General features: G+C 47.5%; 16 protein-coding genes. 3 read left to right on the forward strand and 13 right to left on the reverse strand.

The genetic code is table 11. From position 1 onward, the window contains the following. Positions 1-9: 9 nt before the first annotated feature. From FRY98_RS26985 to FRY98_RS27005, 5 genes are all read right to left on the reverse strand, one after another. Positions 10-951, reverse strand: coding sequence for a cation diffusion facilitator family transporter (locus FRY98_RS26985; RefSeq protein ID WP_148457799.1), 942 nt, complete (start codon positions 949-951; stop codon positions 10-12). A gap of 17 nt (positions 952-968) precedes the next feature. Continuing rightward, positions 969-1,280 (reverse strand): ArsR/SmtB family transcription factor, encoded by a 312-nt coding sequence (locus tag FRY98_RS26990; protein ID WP_211373374.1) that lies wholly within the window; start codon positions 1,278-1,280, stop codon positions 969-971. Between the two features lie 173 nt (positions 1,281-1,453). Beyond that, the gene (locus tag FRY98_RS26995) at positions 1,454-2,188 is read right to left on the reverse strand and encodes an ABC transporter permease (RefSeq protein ID WP_148457801.1); all 735 of its coding nucleotides are present in this window, start codon (positions 2,186-2,188) and stop codon (positions 1,454-1,456) included. Between the two features lie 12 nt (positions 2,189-2,200). Then, positions 2,201-2,959 (reverse strand): ABC transporter permease, encoded by a 759-nt coding sequence (locus FRY98_RS27000; RefSeq protein WP_148457802.1) that lies wholly within the window; start codon positions 2,957-2,959, stop codon positions 2,201-2,203. Next, positions 2,956-3,867: an ABC transporter ATP-binding protein gene (locus FRY98_RS27005; RefSeq protein ID WP_148457803.1), complete on the reverse strand. Its 912-nt coding sequence runs from the start codon at positions 3,865-3,867 to the stop codon at positions 2,956-2,958. The genes FRY98_RS27000 and FRY98_RS27005 overlap by 4 nt, the downstream gene beginning before the upstream one ends. A 280-nt stretch (positions 3,868-4,147) precedes the next feature. On the opposite strand from FRY98_RS27005, the gene FRY98_RS27010 reads away from it, so the two are divergent. The 3 genes from FRY98_RS27010 (at position 4,148) to FRY98_RS27020 (ending at position 7,909) form a co-directional block, all read left to right on the forward strand. Continuing rightward, positions 4,148-4,840 carry a response regulator transcription factor gene (locus tag FRY98_RS27010; protein WP_148457983.1) on the forward strand — a complete coding sequence of 231 codons (693 nt, stop codon included), beginning with the start codon at positions 4,148-4,150 and terminating at the stop codon, positions 4,838-4,840. Further along, entirely contained in the window at positions 4,837-6,258 is a 1,422-nt protein-coding gene (locus FRY98_RS27015) for a sensor histidine kinase (protein WP_148457804.1), read from the forward strand. Before FRY98_RS27010 ends, FRY98_RS27015 begins: the two co-directional genes overlap by 4 nt. A gap of 145 nt (positions 6,259-6,403) precedes the next feature. Next, the gene (locus FRY98_RS27020; protein ID WP_148457805.1) at positions 6,404-7,909 is read left to right on the forward strand and encodes an alpha/beta hydrolase family protein; all 1,506 of its coding nucleotides are present in this window, start codon (positions 6,404-6,406) and stop codon (positions 7,907-7,909) included. Between the two features lie 42 nt (positions 7,910-7,951). On the opposite strand, the gene FRY98_RS27025 is transcribed toward FRY98_RS27020, so the two are convergent. The 8 genes from FRY98_RS27025 to FRY98_RS27060 form a co-directional block, all read right to left on the reverse strand. Continuing rightward, positions 7,952-8,773 carry a carbohydrate ABC transporter permease gene (locus FRY98_RS27025; protein ID WP_148457806.1) on the reverse strand — a complete coding sequence of 274 codons (822 nt, stop codon included), beginning with the start codon at positions 8,771-8,773 and terminating at the stop codon, positions 7,952-7,954. Further along, positions 8,770-9,639 (reverse strand): carbohydrate ABC transporter permease, encoded by an 870-nt coding sequence (locus tag FRY98_RS27030; RefSeq protein ID WP_148457807.1) that lies wholly within the window; start codon positions 9,637-9,639, stop codon positions 8,770-8,772. The genes FRY98_RS27025 and FRY98_RS27030 overlap by 4 nt, the downstream gene beginning before the upstream one ends. Positions 9,640-9,687: 48 nt before the next feature. Further along, positions 9,688-10,899 carry an ABC transporter substrate-binding protein gene (locus FRY98_RS27035; RefSeq protein ID WP_148457984.1) on the reverse strand — a complete coding sequence of 404 codons (1,212 nt, stop codon included), beginning with the start codon at positions 10,897-10,899 and terminating at the stop codon, positions 9,688-9,690. 224 nt (positions 10,900-11,123) lie between these two features. Next, positions 11,124-11,909 carry a hypothetical protein gene (locus FRY98_RS27040; protein ID WP_148457808.1) on the reverse strand — a complete coding sequence of 262 codons (786 nt, stop codon included), beginning with the start codon at positions 11,907-11,909 and terminating at the stop codon, positions 11,124-11,126. A 187-nt stretch (positions 11,910-12,096) separates the two neighbouring features. Further along, entirely contained in the window at positions 12,097-13,623 is a 1,527-nt protein-coding gene (locus tag FRY98_RS27045; protein ID WP_148457809.1) for an extracellular solute-binding protein, read from the reverse strand. 63 nt (positions 13,624-13,686) lie between these two features. Then, positions 13,687-14,547 carry a carbohydrate ABC transporter permease gene (locus FRY98_RS27050; protein ID WP_148457810.1) on the reverse strand — a complete coding sequence of 287 codons (861 nt, stop codon included), beginning with the start codon at positions 14,545-14,547 and terminating at the stop codon, positions 13,687-13,689. Further along, positions 14,541-15,464 carry an ABC transporter permease gene (locus FRY98_RS27055; RefSeq protein WP_148457985.1) on the reverse strand — a complete coding sequence of 308 codons (924 nt, stop codon included), beginning with the start codon at positions 15,462-15,464 and terminating at the stop codon, positions 14,541-14,543. Before FRY98_RS27055 ends, FRY98_RS27050 begins: the two co-directional genes overlap by 7 nt. A gap of 177 nt (positions 15,465-15,641) precedes the next feature. Further along, positions 15,642-18,911, reverse strand: a complete 3,270-nt coding sequence (locus FRY98_RS27060) for a golvesin C-terminal-like domain-containing protein (protein WP_148457811.1) — start codon at positions 18,909-18,911, stop codon at positions 15,642-15,644. Positions 18,912-18,981: the final 70 nt, after the last annotated feature.

Consider the following 18,981-nt stretch of genomic DNA (forward strand, 5'->3'; position numbering starts at 1 on the left):
CTCCTTCTGCTAGCAATTTAGCTTACCGTGATGTATTTTAGCCGTCTCCACTTGGATGGTGGAATGCTCAATATGAAATTGTTCTTCCAGAATGTGAATCGCCTTTTGCAGAATGATCTGGTTATCTTCACCGTCTCGAATCAGCACGTGACCGCTCAAGGAATCGAAGCCTGATGTGATCGTCCAGATATGAAGGTCATGGACATCCTCCACCCCTTCAATGGCAAGCAGCGCGTTCTTCACTTCGGTCTGATCGATGGCGGCAGGCGCCCCCTCCATCAGAATGTGAATCGTATGGGAAATGACTCCCCACGCGCTTTTCAAAATTAACAACGCCACAAGAATCGAAATGATCGGATCCGCCAGATACCATTTGAAGACCATCATCACGATCCCGGCCACAATAGCTCCCACCGATCCCAAGGCGTCGCCGATAACATGGATGTATGCACTGCGGAGATTCAGATTGTTCTTTACATCCCCTTTTCGCATCAAAGCGATGGCGCTGCCGATATTCGCAAGCAGCCCGACCGAGGCGATAAGCATCATGGACCCGCTGGCTACTTCGGGCGGATGATCAAAACGCTGTACAGCCTCCCATACGATAACGCCGGCAATGATGAACAGGACGATTCCGTTGAATAACGCCGTCAAAATTTCAAATCGATGAAACCCGAACGTCCGCTTCGCTGAAGACGGCTTGGATGAGAACCATAAAGCGATCAGGCTTAAAAGAAGCGCGCTGGCATCGCTTAACATGTGCCCGGAGTCGGACAGCAGCGCAAGACTGTTGGTGACAAGTCCGCCGAAGAATTCCAGGAACATAATGCCGAAGGTAATCGTCAGGGCAATAGCCAGCCCTTTTTTGTTTCCTTCCCTGGCGAGATCGTGTTGATGGCCATGATGATCGTGGCCGTGGTGACTGTGCCCGTGGTGGGAATGGTTATGCATAGTGGTTGCCCCCTTCTCTAATGCTCACAATGGTTGATCGCCTGATGCAAAAGTGAAATGACGTGCTCGTCATCGCAGCTGTAAAACAGCATATTGCCTTCACGCCGCTTCTTGACCAGCCGTCTGTTCCGCAAGAAACTTAGCTGATGGGATACCGCCGATTGCGACATGTCCAGCACCTCGGCAATATGGTTGACGGAGCATTCCTCCTGCGAAAGCAAATACAGTAGCCTGATCCGTGTCGGATCCGACAAGGCCTTAAAAATTTGCGAAACCGACTCGACTTCTTCTTCCGTTAAAAATGCATGTTCCTTCGCTTCCAATCTCATCACATCCTTATTATTTATATATGATCATGTGCTCATATATGCATTATGATTCGTTCGCCATGATTTGTCAAGGCTTTGTTCCACAAAAAAACCTTCCGTGTCGGAAGGTCGCCTTTCGCTATTATAGAGATACCGGGACCGATTCCGACACGTTGAAGCTGGTCTAGGGTCAGTTAAGCTATATCCCGTTTTATAAAACTACGTAAACCATATATCAGTAAACCTATGAAAATTCCAATCACTAGTGTATAAAATAAAAAATAGGATTGAATAGGTGATTCATCTTCAGGTGACATCGCTAGCATAGGCTGTGTCCAAGGATAAATCTGTCCTAAAGGTGTGCTGGCAACAATAATAGCCGGGAGAGTAAAAACAATACTAACCGCTAAGGGTATACCGAATGTTTTTGCTCTTATGGATATAATTAGTTGTAGTAGAATCAATGGGAAGCACGCTAAAATGCCTCTAATCACGAATCCAATTATTGTAAATATTGGAAGACTCCCTTCCATTCCTTTTATATAACCAAAACCCACAAAAAAGATGAATAAGATTAGCATTGTAAAAATCACCATTTTTACTACCGTTACAAATTTCCCTAAAAATATTTCTGAGTGTTTAATCGGTAGGGCCAACAGTTGTTTCCACCCACCCCCGATATGTTCACTCCTGCACACAACGGCTGCGTATATCCCTACCATGATCGGTAGTACAAAAGGACCCATAAATAGCGCTACTTGTGTCCACGCTTCAAGCCATTCATTATCTCCCGGCTGCATAAAAAGATCATAGTTTTTAAAGAAATTAATATAAGCCAGAAATACGCCTAAAAGGGGACCTATGAAGTGAAGTAGCCACAACTTGGAGCGTTTTAATTTTAACCGTTCTACATATAAGACGTTTTTCAAAGTAATCTCCCCTTACTGGACATTCCGTTTAGCAAAATGCTTAGAACCTATAAACATAAGGATTATACCTAATATCAGGTTGATGACGAGAAAAGCTGAAAAATCCGGATTATTTCCTATGCCCTCATATTGCAAAATAACCGTTGATGATTGGATTGGATAAGCTAAAGGGAACCACCTTGTCGTTTGAGCAGCAGCTGAAAATAGACCCATAATAGCCGAAACGGATCCAATAAGAATGGAGAACGCCTGATTTTTAATCGTCATGGATAACCAAAATTGAAAGGCCATAATTGGTAATACTGTAATCAACATACCGTAACAGTCGCCGATTAATAAGCCCCATGGTATATCTCCTTCAAATGCTAGTCCTTTTCCTAGTAAAACCATACCAATCAGAAAAATAGTGGTGGAAAAGAACAGACTAATTGCTAGCCAAACAAATTTACTCAAATAAATTTTTCCTCTTGATATAGGCATGGAAAGGGTTTGTTTCCATCCATTCGCCTGGTGTTCAATATTTGCTATCACTGAGGCAGCCAGTGTAACGGCCAACGGGAAGCCTAGACCAAATAACAAACTATTGTCATACAATAAATACATCCACATAGAACCTGCACCGAACATCTCAACCTGTTGTTCAACAAGCTCAGAACGATAGGTGATATTCACCAGCTCATAGGCCAAGATCAGTAACGGGATCAATAAAACAATAGTGAATAACGATGAGCGTTTTAATTTTAATCTATCTGCCCGTAATATATTTTTCATAAGCTTCCCTCGGTACCCGTTAATTCTAAGAAGATATCTTCAAGTGTTCTTTTCACCTCTTCAAGTCGATATACAGATAGACCCGAATAAACTAGAATTGAGTTGATTTCTGAAACAAATGCTGGTTCGGTTTGAGATAACCACAAGAAATCACCTTGTAAATCAGTCTTCAAGTTTCGCTCTTTTAATAATTCATTCGCTTTCATTACATCACTAACTCCAACTTTAAGTAGCGGTTTCCGTTTTTGCCTTAAGCGTTCAATCGAATCTTGGAATATCATTTTCCCATTATTAATGATCCCTACTTGTGTTGCCATTTGATCTATTTCACTCAACAAGTGGCTAGATACAAGGACACTCATTCCTGCCCCCGGCAATTCTTTAATCAGCTCCCTGATCTCTTGGATACCAGACGGATCTAGACCGTTAGTCGGTTCGTCCAGTATTAATAAATCCGGATTACTAAGCAATGCTGCGGCAATCCCTAGACGCTGCTTCATTCCAAGCGAATATTCCTTGGCCAGCCTGTTAGCCACCTTGGTTAATCTAACGATTTCCAACACTTCATTTACGCGTTTTTCCGGGAGATTCCGTAACCGGCGAACGGCTTCCAAATTTTCACGACCGGTTAAGTTTCCATAGTAAGTTGGGGACTCCACCAACGATCCAATCCGTTGTAAAATTTGTAGGCGGTTATTGTTCAGGTTTTGACCAAAAATTTCAATATCCCCCTTTGTTGGCTTTATCAATCCCAGCAGCATCCGAATCGTTGTTGTTTTTCCAGCCCCATTGGGTCCAAGAAATCCATAAATTTGGCCACGTTCGATCCGCAAATTTAATCCATCTACCGACGTGTGCTTTTTATACTTTTTGGTTAGATCATTTGTCAGTAAAATTTGATCATTCATCTGTTCCTCACCTCGTTTCTATCGTAAATGAAATTAACTAAACAAGAATGAAACTTTTCCTAAACATCCGCTTAACGGATTGTCCCCGTTAATTTCCCCGAAACGATTTACATTCTTAGAACACCAAGCGTTATATAAGTATTTTGATTATTATGAAATCTAAACGGAGTCTTAATTCTTATCTCAATAGCTTTTTTTAATCGGCTTTCATGTAAAATAATCATAGAGATCGGAAGGAGAGTTAAATGTGACTTTTAAACTTGAGGATCATAAAATTTTGATGGTGGATGATGATCAACACATTTTGGATTTATTACTAACCGTTTTTGAAAAGGAAGGTTTTCAAAACTGCCTAACTGCTACTAATGGAGCAGAGGCGCATTTCATAACAACGCAAAACAACCCGCACATTATCTTGTTAGATGTCATGTTACCTGATACAGATGGCTTTACGCTATGTAACAAAATTCGTTCGGAGACCGATGTACCTATACTGTTCCTTACAGCTAAAACCGCAGATTTAGATAAATTGCAGGGGTTTAGTTTCGGAGGAGATGACTATATTACAAAGCCTTTTAATCCATTGGAAGTGGTTGCTCGAGTAAAAGCACAATTAAAACGTTCTACTAAAATTCCATCCCCGTATTCGCGAAAAAAGATTTATGATTTCGGCTTTTTTAAAATAGATCCTAATACAGGAAAACTTACTGTGAATGGGGAAAGAGTAGAATGTCCTACTCAGGAAATGAAACTTTTACTTTATTTTTGCGAACACCCTAACCAAATTTTGAGTAAACATCAAATCTATAAGGATGTATGGGGAGAATTTTTTGGTGGGGATAGTACAGTGATGGTACATATACGACGTTTACGTGAAAAAATAGAAGAAGATCCTAGCACACCAAAATGGATAAAAACAGTTCGCGGACTTGGCTATATATTTGAGGTAGCTACAGATGAGGATGTATCGTGAAATTAAGAAATCGTGTCGCCCATTACTTCGTCTCACGTCTTTTCTGGTTAATGCTGACTTGGGGTTTATTTATCGTGATCAGCATTCTTCTTTTCAGTTTCTTTCTTGGTCATAACAAAATTGAAACTCCACGATTATCTATTAGTAAAATAGTGGACAATACGAATATCATTGATCAAGGAGTTTCAGTAGACTCGAAGATAAAAGAAGATTTAAGAAAAAATAAAATGTGGGTACAAGTTCTGGATGATAAGGGGGATGAGATCTTTTCTTTTAATAAACCCCAAAGTATACCAATTCATTATATTCCTGGCGAACTAGTATCTGATTACTTGTATCCTGCTAAAAAGGGCTATCAGCTATCTACTTGGTATAAAACGATTGATGCTCGGGAGTTAACGTGGGTTTTAGGGAAACCGATGACAGATAATAATCCTTTTCTATACTGGGCGAATAATCTATGGATTCTTGCCATTATTGTAGTTGGTATTTTAATTGCTCTATTTTTTGGAAGACAATTAGGTGCTCCTCTACTCTATATTGTTTCTTGGATTGAAAATCTTTCTAAAGGAAAATATGAAGAACCTTTTAATCGTAATTGGAATTTAAAATCCAAGAGACGCTGGAGAAATAAAACCGAATATAAAATATATGAGGAATTGATGCTAGCCCTTTCTGAGCTTACATCCCATCTTCAGAGAAATACGGAGGAACGAAAGTTATTAGAAAAAACAAGGGAAGAATGGCTTACAGGGGTTTCACATGATCTTAAGACCCCTTTGTCTGTAATCAAGGGATATACGGTACTACTATCTTCACAAGAATATGATTGGGAACAAGATAAGGTGCGTCAATTTTCCAAAATCATGGAAGAACGAGTAGCGTATTTGGAACAACTAATTGAAGACTTCAACTTAACTTTTCAGTTGAAAAATGATGCTGTTCCGATGCAACTCGAGCAAAAAAACCTTGTAAATGTCCTTAAAGATATCTTGGAACAACTGAAGAGCTTACCAGAATCAAAAGACAAGGCGTTTTTATTTGAAACGAATAGAGAACAAATGTACCTTAAGATGGAATCAAAATACTTAAATCGAGCATTTGAAAACTTAATTGCCAATAGTATCAAGCATAACCCACCCGGAACTAAAATTAAGATCATGCTTCATGAAGACCTGTCTCATCCCGGACAAATTCTCGTAGTAATTGAAGATGATGGAGTCGGTATGGATCAAGAAACTTTGGAACACTTATTTGACCGATACTTCCGGGGGACAAACGCAACTGTCAATAATTCCGGAACAGGATTAGGAATGGCGATTGCAAAGCAAATCATTATAGCTCATGGTGGAGATATTAAAATAAACAGTAAGCTTCATCAAGGAACCCGGTATAAAATTACTTTCTCACTTGAATAAGCTTTATAGATGCATCTTTTTCAAGTAAGTGTTCAACCTTACAGAGCGTTTAAGGAAATTGTAATCTGGATCAATAGTATCAACCTGGCTGCTCCTGTATACTGATTCTGTCCATCGATGGGATTTGTTTTTAGGGGGAGTTGACGTGAGGCTTTTTGAAATGCTGCTATTCTTTACGAGCGCTTGTTTGTTGGCGCTCCTGTTCATTGTCAATCCACGTATCCGCAGATCGGCTCTGCTCCTGACAAGCGGAGCAGGCTCCTTTTTATTAGGGATACATTTACTTGTTGAAGGATACAGGGTTCAGCTTTTATTTTTATACGGATTTACGATTCTAATGCTTATACTTTCGCTAATCGACGTTTTCAAGAAGCAGAAAGCCGTTCGGACTTCCTCGCGAATTCGCAGGGTGCTGGGCCGCCTTTTTATTGGGATGGGGTTAATCGGGACGGCGTGCTTCCAGTATGTGTTCCCCGTATTCGACCTTCCGGCGCCAACCGGCGAATTTAAGGTAGGCACGCAAGTTTTTCATTTCGTCGATTCAAACAGGGAGGAGACATTTGGCTCAACCGCGACAGGTAAGAGAGAATTGATGGTTCAGGTATGGTATCCGGCTCAAACCGGAACCGGCCAGTACGCCTCCTTTATCCCCGATACCCGGATTTTAAGTTATATGGCGGCGAACTACGGCCTTCCCGGCTTTACTTTTCAACACCTGAAATACGTACCCAGTCATGCTTATTCGGGGGCCGAAGTCTCTTCGTCACAGACTTCATACCCGCTGATCCTTGCGAATCCCGGCTTCGGCTCTTCCAGGTTCCTTCATACGTCGCAAGCCGAAAATCTTGCGAGTCACGGATATATCGTGGCCGTGATCGATCATACCTTCAATACATTCGCAACCGAATTTCCGGACGGTCGAATCACGACCAGCACAACCAACGACTTATTTTCGCCAGACCACGATTATCGGACCGAAAACGGAAATCGCGATAAATTGGGAAAAGTGTTAACCGATGATGTGGCTTTTGCGCTAGACCAGTTTGAGCTTATTCAATCGGGGCAGATTCCAAGTCGTTTTAAAGGGAAAATGGATCTCAAGCATGTCGGGGTGTTCGGTCATTCCATCGGCGGAGCGACGGCCTATGACGCCGCTTACGATCCGCGAATCACGGCTGGAATCGACTTGGACGGAGGGCTTTACCGTCTGCGTGACAGAGAGGGTCTGCAAAAGCCGTTTTTATTCATCCACTCCGCAACCGAATATGAACGATTAAAAATGGTGAGGGACAACCGGGTTTACACGGATGAAGAGCTTGAACGGACGGGTTCAACAAGAGAGTGGATGGATCAAGTAACGGAAGATAAAAAGCTGGAGCTTGAACGGATGCGCGAAGCGGTCGGCGCAGGGGGGCAAGTCCTCTATATCGACAATGCGGAGCATTTGAATTTTACCGATGTCCAGTTCATTTCTCCTATTTTCAAAATGCTGGGCGTTACAGGAAAGATTGCACCCGAAAGAGCGAACGCCGTCATCAATGCCTATATGCTGGATTTCTTCGATATGCATCTTAAAAATCAAGGCGGAAACTTAATGAAGGGACCGGATAGCCGCTTTCCCGAAATGAAGTTCGCCACCTCACTGTTATAATAAAGCGAAAGGCACCTTGTAAGGTGCCTTTGCCCTTCAAGCCTATTTCACCGCCCCCTGCGTCACCCCATTAATAATCCACTTCTGCGCAAATACGTAGACCAGGATCATCGGGAGCATCGCAAGCAAATAGGAGGCGAACGCCAGATTGAATTCCGTATTGAACTGTCCCTGGAAAATATACTGGACCAAGGGCAGCGTGTACTTATCCTGGTCGCTGATAATAATGAGCGGAAGCAGAAAGTCATTGTACGTGGACAGACAGATCAGAATCCCCACGGTGGCGTTGATCGGCATCATCAGCGGAAAAATAATCCGCCAAAACGTTCCCCAGGTGGAAGCGCCGTCGACCTTGGCCGCCTCCTCCAGCGCGGTCGGGATGGATCGGATATAACCTACATACACAAAAACGTTAAACGCGAGACCGTATACAGTGTGCAGAATGGTCAGTCCGACCAGATTCGTCATCCCCAATCCGGAGGTCAGCTTCACGATCGGGAGCATGATGATCGGAAAGGGAATGAACATGGCGCTGATAAAGTAGAAGTATAACCCCTTAAAAAACTTCCGATCCATATTTCGTGCTATCGCATAGGACACTAACGAGTTGGTCAACAGGGTCAATACCGCCGTTGCTATGGTAACGAACGCGCTGTTTCCGAGAGCTTGAAAAAAATTCGTCATCTTGATCGCTTCCGCATAATTCTCAAACCGCCAGTGGGTCGGCAAACCGAACACGGAGCCCAGCATATCTTCCTGGTTTTTCAGAGAAATCGTGATCGCCATGTACAGGGGAAACAGGATAAATAAAGTGCCCAGCGCCACCAGAATCGTTACGGTCCAATTGATGCGTCTGCTTCTCATGACATCTCCGTCTCCCTTCTCTGCAAAAATCGGATTTGAACAATGGAAATGAGCGCAATCACGATAAAATAGATCACCGAGTTTGCGGATTGGTATGCAAATTCGCCGCCCTGGAATCCGCCAGTATATATCAAATGGGATATGGATTGCGTGGCTCGCCCCGGTCCTCCGTTGGTCAGGGCGACGATCAAATCGAACACCATCAGCGAGTTTTTCATGGCCAGCACCATATTGATGGTAAAAAACGGAGCGATCATCGGAAATGTGATTCTCCAGAATTCCTGCCAGCGGCTCGCCCCGTCCAGATTGGAAGCCTCATAAATATCGGTGGGTATCGTTTGAAGCCCGGATAAGTACAAAATGGTGTTAAAAGCGATTCCCTGCCAAACCGCAACGAGCGTTACACCGATCCATGCCAACTTCCCGCTCCCGAGAATATTGCCCGCCAGTGTTTCGCTTCCCAGATTCGCCCCCCAAATCGGAAACACGTTGGAGAACAAATAATTGAAGATGTATCCCACGATCAGTACGCTTAAAATATTCGGCAGAAAATAAACCGCACGGAAGAAGTTGCGCGACTTAATCCTGGCGTTTAATCCAAGCGCAATCAACAAGCTGATCACATTAATCAGGATCATGGTCACTATGGAAAACTTAAAGGTGAACCAATAGGAATTCCACACATTCCCGTCCTGAAACAGGTAGAAATAGTTCTTCAAACCGATGAAATCGTAACTATGTCCATAGCCGTTCCAATTCGTAAACGAATAATATACCCCTTGCAGGGCCGGAAACGTGTGAAATAGGAAAAAGAGCAGTACAGCCGGTATGGTCATCCAGTAAAAAACCGAATTACGTCTCGTCATCCTCCATCCTCCTCTTTGTTCTAGCTTGACTCAAGCGAAGTCGGACCCTTAATGGGTTTGCCGGCGGTTCGCCACTTTATCCCATTCCCGGTCCAGCGTGCCGAGAAAATCATCGATATTGCCGTTTTGCAAGAACGACTGGACGATCGAGTTCAGTTGAACGGCTTGCGGAATAAAGTGATCGGCAAAATCGACAAATCGCCCTTGCTCGAAATAAGGCTGAAGCTCGGCGACCGCCGGGTCCTTCTGCTCCACGCCTTCCACCGCGGAAAAAGCGGTTTGCTCCTCAATGTATTGGCCAATATTTTCGGGCTTGAGCAGGAATTCGATAAATTGGGCCGCCTCTTCTTTATGCTCCGAGGATTTCGTGATCGTTAACAAAGTATCCACCCCGGAAACCAGATGGACTTGGTCCGCGTTATTACCGGTTGGAAACGGAAAGAAGCCAAGCTCCAGGTTCGGATTCGTTTTACGCAGTTCCGGGATCGCCCAGGTTCCCTGGATGTACATGGCCGCTTCCCCTCGCGCGAAGGCCCGGTTTCCGTCGGCATACGTTTTGCCGAAATTGTCATTATGGCCATAATCGAGCAGGGCCAGCATTTTCTCGGCCACTTCCCGGAAGTTTTCTTTGAAGGTGGTTTCACCGGACCGTCGAGCTTGAAAAAAATCATTCCCTACGAGGTTGGGACCGAGCGCGTTAAAAGGCAAATTCGTCTGCCAATCATCCTTATATGTAAAATAGAAAGGTATGATGCCCGCCTCTTTAACCGCTTTCGCCGTGGCAATGAGCTCATCCCAGGTTTTCGGAACCTGCAGGTTCAACTCGCGGAAAATTTGCTTGTTGTACATAATGCCGTTGGCATTGGTCGCATACGGAACGCCGGTAATTTCGCGCATACCGGAAACGTCGGTAAGCTGCTTGACGTATACGGGGTTTACACCCTCCAATAGGGGCTGATTCGTCAAATCCTCGAAGATCCCGCTTTGCGACAAAACCGAAAATGTATCCGTGGCCCCCATCCCGACGATGTCAGGCTCATCATTTTTAACGACGCGGGTTAATAAAACGGTTTCAGCATCCGGCGGATTGACCTGGGTGACCTCAATGCCGGGGTTCTCGGCATTGAACTTCGCGATCAGTTTGTCGAAGGAGGCTTTAGCCTCGGGTTTATTTTGAAAAAACTCGATCCGCACTTTCCCGGCATCGGATTCTCCTCCGCCACAGGATGTCAGAAGCGACCCCGGAAGCAACAAGGCCATCGCCAGGCAAAGCGTCTTGCGCAACCTTCTCAATTGGAATTCCTCCTTTGTGTTTCGTCGGATTGAAGCATGTCAGCAAGAAACCTCTAGTCTATGATTAGTACCCTTTTCCATACTTACGCTAAACACGGAAATTAAATAAGGGCCTTGGGGCAGATGACAAAACGCCCGCGGTCAACCGCGAGCGTTTCAGATACGGTTTTCTTCCGACAAGCATCGGGCGGCTAAGGGAGTTTGGACTCGGCCGCTTTCAGATAACCTTCGATTTGTTTCTCCCAAGCATGGATTTTCTTTTGCGATTGGTTCACCTTGCCGAGTTCGGCGTACATGATCGTCATCTGCGCCGCCGCCATCACCGCGTTTCCTTTCTTAATCGCGGCACGGTATAGTTTCTCCGCCGCCGACTTGTTTTTGTTCGTCCGGTTAATCAGCTTGTTCTCGGCTGCAATCTGTTTCTTAAGAGGCTGAATTGAGGCCAAGGACGTTCTGATTTCTTTAGCCTTGGCCGCCGCCTGCTTCTTGGCCGTCGTCAGCGCCGATTTCCGGTTCGCGATGTCCAGCTTGGCCGCGTCGACCGCAGGCTTAAGATTGTTCCGCTTCAAGTCAAGCAGCGCGGCTTTCTTCGCGTCCTTCGTTTTTCTTGCGGCCGCGGCCTGTTTCGTCAACGTCTTGTATTGTTCCAGTGATGGAGCGTGTTTCTTTAGCGCCTGATCATAGCTTGCCTTGAATTGCTCAAGTTTACCCTTATCGATATTTTTGATTTTGGTCTGAATCGCCTTCAATCGGTCGTTGTTTTGCTTCCGAAGGGTCTGGGTATCCAGCTTCTCCAGCTTGATCAGGCTCTCCAGCGCGGAGAAGCTGTCATGCAGCGTGTCCACGGTCAGCAGCGCCTCCTCCCAACCGTCCGCTCTCGCCGTCGACATGCCGACAACCGGCATGACGGCTGTTAATAAGACCAATGTTAGCAGGAACTTCAGGGTCCACCGGCATAATCCTTTGTTCAAATTCATCCGAAACACTCCTTCTTCAAATGTGGATTCATTCATTTCACAACAGGGCCCAAAACGCAAAAACACCCCGCAAGACAGGCTGATTCAGCCAATCCTGCGAGGTGCTTCTCTCGCTCGTTCCGTTATGATTTATAGCTAATATACCTGAAAAGGGAATTGATGTCAATTCTATTCACGAACATACATTCTATGATTTACCGTAGCCGAGTTCCTTCAACTGTTCCAAAGCGGAATCCATATAATTTTTATAACTAAAGGTGCTCTCAAGGGTATTGAGGAATTGATCGTACTGGTCCAAGCCGCTTTTGCCGTATACGAATTTGATCATTTCCTCCTCCACGAAGCGGTTGGCATCCGCCGCATTGTACCCCGGCGGGCTTTGGACATAACCATCGAGCGTCTGAATTCTGGGCAGGTTTGCCTCAAATTCGATGTACTCGGCTTGGGCGGCGAACTTCGTTTTTAAATACTCCGTCTCCTCCCGCCCGGCAAATTGGTACAACCACGTAAACCCGGCCTCCTGCTTTCCTTTGTCCGTGATGACCACTTGCTCGCCGTTCAACGTATAATGAACATCCTGCAAGCCGAATTGCACGAGACGTCCGCCTTCCGGCGTTGCAAGGTAATTGATCAGCTCCAAAATTTTGTCGAGCTTCTCCGGCTCCTTCTCCAGCCGTTTCGGAATGGCCCACAAACCGCCGGTAGCCCCGATGTTGATGGAATTGGAATTCTGCGTTCCGTCCGGTCCTTTCGGCGGACTGAGCTGAATCCACTCTGCTTTGGGATTGGCCCCCTTCCATACCGCAACCTGATCGTCCTTAATGATCTGCGCCCAGTCCAGGTTGATAATCCCCACTTTGCCTTGGAACGCCTTATCCTTCGCCATCGTCCCTTTGTTGCTCACGACCTCCGGATCAACGACTCCGGCATCCACAAATTTTTTAATCGTCGCCAGCGCCTCTTTCATTTTCGGGTGATACAGCGTATTCGTTACTTTGCCGTCTTCCACAAACAGCTTGGAACCCTCATAAATATTAGTAATGCCATAGGCGCCGAAAATGGGATCAAAGGTTTGAAAATTGGTGCCCGTGATGCCGAAAGTGTCATTTTTTCCGTTTTGGTCCGGATCCTGCTCCGTGAACGCTTTCGCTACAGCAAGCAATTCATCCACGGTTGCAGGCGGCTGAAGCTTCAAATTGTCGAGCCAGTCCTTGCGGATCCAATAGGTGTACGAGACGGCCTGCCCCGCCTTCGGCAGCGCATATTGTTTATCCGAAACGAGCCCTTTTTTGATCACATCGTTGCCGGCAAACTTGGTGTAATCGGGCATTTTTTCAAGGTATGGCGTCAAATCGAGCAGGCTGCCCGATTCCGCCAGTTTCTGCAGGTGAGGCTTACCGGTCACCATAAACAAGTCAGGCAAGTTGTTGGAAGCGGCAAGCACATTGATTTTGTTCTCGTAATCCGCCTGGTCCCCCACTAAGGTTTGCAACAAATCGATGCCCATTTTGGCATCAAGCTCTTTTTTTACAAAATCGCCGGCCGGCAGATTCGTTCCCCAGCTGACTTGGGATACATTGATCTTAACGGAGCCGGACGCTTTAGCTCCTTCGGAGCCGTTATCTTTCGTTTCCTCCTTTCCTCCACATGCGCTTAGCAGCGTCGCCGCCAAAACGACAACCAAAGATACTGACCAAATTCGATTTCTTTTCATGGATCGTCCCACCTCTATAGTTTTAAAATACCGCAACCCGGTTTCAATTCCAACAGCCCTTGTTTAACCTTTCACTGCCCCCAGCAGCATGCCCTTTGTGAAATGCTTCTGGATGAAAGGATACACCGCTATGATCGGAAGGCTGCCGGCAATGACCGCCGCCATTTGCATCGCGGCTGTAGGAACGGTAATTTCCGCCTGCAGCTCACTGGACTGCGTCAGCAGCAGCATATTTCGGATCACGACCTGAAGCGGATTCAAGTCCGTGTCCGTGATGTACAACACCGCCGAGAAAAAAGAATTCCAGTGCCCGACCATATAGAACAAACCGACGGTCATCATCGAGGGCAGCGACAGCGGAATGGCCACCTGCCACAGGATGCGGAATTCCCTGGCTCCGTCAATCCGTGCGGATTCGAATAGTTCTTCCGGCAATGTCTCAAAGAAACTTTTTAAAATGAGCACGTTAAACGTAGCGATCGCGCCCGGGATGATCAAGGCCCACAGCGTGTTGATCATGCCCAGGGACTGGATGACCAGATAAGTTGGAATCAAACCGCCGCTGAACAACATAGTGAATACCATGTACAGCAGAAAAAAAGTGCGTCCCGGCAAATTTCGGCGGCTTAGTGGATAAGCGGCCAACGTGGTAAAAATCATATTGACGAGCGTGCCGCCAACCGTAACGATTACGGTCACTAACATCGAGCGTCCCAATGCAGGGTCCGCAAAGATACGTTCGTAAGCCTCAAAAGAGATTTTACGGGGCAGTACGATAAAACCGCCGTTTTTAACCACCTCACTGTAGGGGGTCAGCGACATCGAGATCACATAAAGCAACGGAAATACAGCGGCTACGGCAATCAGAACCAAGATGACATATATAACGGCATTGAACCATTTATCCGACCGGCTGGTTACCATATGCTTCCCCCCCATCTTTTGGCCAGCTTGTTTGCTCCAAGCACCAGAACGAACCCGATCGCCGATTTGAACAGGCCGACGGTCGCGCCGAGGCTAAAATTCATTTGCTCCAGGCCGGTCCGATACACCCAGGTATCGATAATATCGCCGACCTCGTACACCCTTGGATGATAGAAAACAAAAACCTGTTCAAACCCCGCGTCCAAAATGCTCCCTATCCGAAGAATGAGCAGTAATATAATGACGTTACGGATTCCGGGCAGCGTAATATGCCAAATCATTCTCAACCGGCTGGCTCCGTCCACTTTGGCGGCCTCAAACAGCGTAGGATCAATACTGCTGATCGCAGCCAGATAAATGATCGCCCCCCAACCGAGATCCTTCCAGATTTCCGTCAAAACCAGGATGCTGCGGAACCACTCCGTCCCGTTCAGAAACGGAATGGCGCTTCCTCCCGTCTCCGTGATCCATCGGTTAAGGAGTCCTGTAGTCTCCGACAAAAAGGCGATGGAGATACCGTAAATGACGATCCAGGACAGAAAATGCGGCATGTAACTCAAGGTTTGAACCCAGCGTTTTAACCAGCCCACCCGGCATTCGAAAAAGACGATGGCCAGAATAATCGATGGAAATACCCCGAACAATAGCTTGTAAAGACTGATTAACAGCGTGTTGGTCAACAGTTGGGAGAAATAGGGGGATTCAAAGAACATCTTGAAATGCTTGTTCCATGGATCCGCCCATGGGCTCCCGAATATCCCCTCCGCAAAATTGTAATCCTTAAATGAAATCACAACCCCGTACATGGGAAGATATTTAAAAATAAAATACCAAATCAGACAGGGCAACAACATGATATACAGCGCTCTCATTTTCCAAATCTCCGCCGAGAGCCTGCGCAGCCGCTGTCCGGGCATGTTCCCGGCGGACCGGGGTGAATGTGCGTGTAAATTGACGTGCTGTTTCATACTCACCATCTTCCTCTCCGTTATATACTCCCATCATAACGAAAGAGGGATCAGCGCCGATATTGTCATTTCTCAGCAGTGTCATGCACATATTTCTGTTTTTAGCGGAATTCGCCTTCTATTTGTTTATCGCGCATGGGTTTCTCCAAAAGGATCATGCGCGGCGAGAGAGAATTTGACGGCATCCGCAATCGTCGTTTCGTCACCGGCGGTTCGGATGGTGACGGAGCCGCCCGTCCCTTCTCCAAACCGATATTTCCCGAGCCATACCCACTGATTATCGTTATTCATCTGGTTTACGGTTAACCCGGTTTCACTTCCTTCTTGATGCGAAATCTCCACGGCTGCTTTGGACGTCCGATTCGGTGAGGCGTTCCAAAGCATGTAGACATTGTACTCCCCGGCCTGTGGCAGGTTAGGGACCCATGTGGCCCGCTTTCCGGCCGCTTTTCCGTCATGCAAATAATCCTCTCCGTATCTGGAGGCCGAATACGTGCTGCTCTGCCAAAGACCGTCCACGGAAAAGCCGGAATCCCGATTATCGACGATGATGTCAACCCGTTGATCCGCCGGCGTTTCCACCCGAATCTCTCCGGAAGGCGCCGATTCATTCCCGGACAAATCCACGGCGGTCAATTGATAGAAATAGGCCGTCTCCGCCTCCACCCCATCCGTATCCAAATGGGTGTCGCCCTGCAGCATGTAAGCGATCCGGTTCGCGGGCCCGGGTACGAATGCGGGCTCGGTCGAGCGGTACAAATGATAGCCCGCGATAGCTACATCTCCAGGGGCGTTCCAGGTCAGTTTTATTTTGGCGTAAGACAGAGCCTCCGCCTGAAAACCACGCGGCGTCCGCGGCGGGGTAACGTCCATGGATTCGGTCTTGGCGGTAATTTTGGAAGCTTGTGATAAATTGCCGGCCAAATCTACCGCCTGGACGAAATAGGTATACTTAGTATCGGGCTCCAGGCCGGAAAAGCTATATGAGGTTCCATAAGTTTCAGCCAGGGTTTGACCCGCCGCATTGGAAATACGGTAGCCGCGAATCCCTGATTCCGAGTCCACACTTGTGTCCCAACTTAAATCCAGATACGTGGTTCCTTTAGCTTTAACTTCCAGGCGCTTTGGCGGTTTTGGCGCCTTATCGTCGTTAAATTCCGGAAGCTGAATAGGCTTGCTCGGTTCACCATACAAAATTCCGGTCCCGTTGGTACCGACATATACCCGGCCATGGACCTGCATGTCTCCAGCCATACTGTTCGGCTCATTGCCGGGGAAGGGATCGGAAACGCTAACCTTAACCCAAGTGGCTCCCATATCATCGGATCGGTAAATCGCCTCGTCCGGAAAGCCCGAGACTTTACCGTATACAAATACCGCCGGATTCAACCGACCTGGAGCCGCTTTCCCCAAGCTGAAGAGATAAGCCTGCTCCACCTTGTCCACTCGCTCAAATCGGTCTCCGCCATCGCCGGATCGAAACAAGCCCTTGTCATTCAGGCTTATCCAAACCTCGCCCATAACCCCTGGAGCTGCCTGAACATTATGCCATGGGGTTTGTTGGGAAGATAAATTGGAAACCGTTTCAAAAGATCTCCCCCCATTTGCACTGCGAAAGAACTTCCCGCTCTTGTAGTCGTAAGCATAGAAAACTCCATCCTTCACCTTGTCGGAAGCCAGCGGTTGATAATAACCGGCAAAAATATGGTCTCCTGTAATCATGCCTTCCGGTAGTCCCGCGCTCTTGGTCCAGGAGTTGCCGAGGTCCAGCGTATAATGTACCGAGCCTTTCTGCGGCATCCACACTGCATTATTGGAGTAGGTAGCCGAAACCGCGGTTTTTCCGCCCTGAACTCCCTTGAAGGGAAGGGTTTTAAACGCCGTATAAGTGTTGCCTCCATCGGTTGAATACCCGCCGCCGCCCGGATCGCTCCTGCCGTCTCCGTTCCATCCATACGTGCCGACACGAACCACAAAGTCAGGCCGGGATGCGGAAACGTCAATCCCCGTGGTGGTCAGCTCCTTGATGCCGCCGGATGACGTAAAGTAAGTGGACTCCGGAAAGCTCTCCAGCGAACGATGGTCGAAGCCCCCGTTATCCGCGATCCCGCTGTGCAGAACCCGGTTACCGAGCGGAGGGCTCACGAGATTCGCCACATTGACTACCGTCTCAAGCCCCTTGGCGGGGTTGCTCCATTGGGAAGGAACTTCGTTGACGTTCTCCGTCCTCCACGCATAATACCAATCCGTCATCCAAACCCGGCCTTGATGAAAAGGGTCGAAAGCCAGCGCGGACGTGGCGGACGACCAGTGCCAGGAGGGCATCCAGGGGACCAGCGAATTCCGGCTGACCTGCAATTTGGCCCAATGGGCCCCGCCGTCGGTCGAGCGATAAATCGGATTGCCGTGCGCGTCCTGCCGGCGAGCCGACAGCAGCGTGCTCGAATCCGCCGGATCCACGGCGATAGAGCCGAACGGTTGGCCTTTCTCCTCCGTCGGCGTAATGTCCGTCCATGCCCCATTTTCAAATTTGGACAATCCCTGTCCATGTGCCACATATAAGGTTCCCTCTTTCGTAACGGCGGCACGGTTCGGTTTTTGCGGACTGCCGGGCAGCAGCGTCCAGGTTTCCCCCGAATCACGACTAACATAGACCCCGTAATTGTACGCACCCGCGTACAGGACGGAACTCCCCGTCCCTCCGCTGCCCGAAGACGGGTCAAACTGCACAAAGCTGATTCCATACGGCTGATTGTTCAAAGAAGGAAATGAATCAACCCGTGCCCAGCTTCCAGGCTCAGCCGCCTTCCTGCTTCGGAACAAACCGTCATAACGGGAACCGAAATAAACGATGTCGCCGTTGTCCGGATCCACGGCCAACCGTTCGCCGGCCGCCCGATTTTGGCCGTTGGACGACATTTTTACGTCTTTGCCTCCGGCTTTCAGACCGGTGGGGGTCCAGGTTTCGCCCCGATCGGTCGACTTGTAAACATCGCTGGGCGTCAGGTAATCGTACCTTCCCAAAGCGGCATAAACAACATCGGGATTGGAGGGATCCAAGGCAAGGCTCTCCCCACCGTACAAATTGGCATGTTGACGGTCCGCTTCACCAATCAGCTGCTTCCAGCTGCGGGTTTCTTCATTCCACCGAAAAATCCCGCCTACATCCGAACGGATATAGACCAGATCCGGCTCCTGCGGATGAATCGTGATCCCGGTAATATAACCTCCTCCGCCGATCGGTACTTGCCCCCATGTATATCCCCCTTCTTCCGAATCCTCCTTGCCCGCCGCGGCGATTAGAGGCGGGTCGATTAAACCGCCTGAACACCACGTGAAAATCACCATAAACACCAGCAGCACCGTTATTCGCCTTGATCCGTCGTTTCGCCGCATAAGATGCGCCTCCTTTTTCTAAAATAATATAAAGCGCTTACAAAACGCATGATATCAGACCCTCTTCCGG

It is taken from the genome of Paenibacillus faecis (genome assembly GCF_008084145.1).
In the GTDB taxonomy this organism is placed as follows: Bacteria; Bacillota; Bacilli; order Paenibacillales; family Paenibacillaceae; genus Fontibacillus; species Fontibacillus faecis.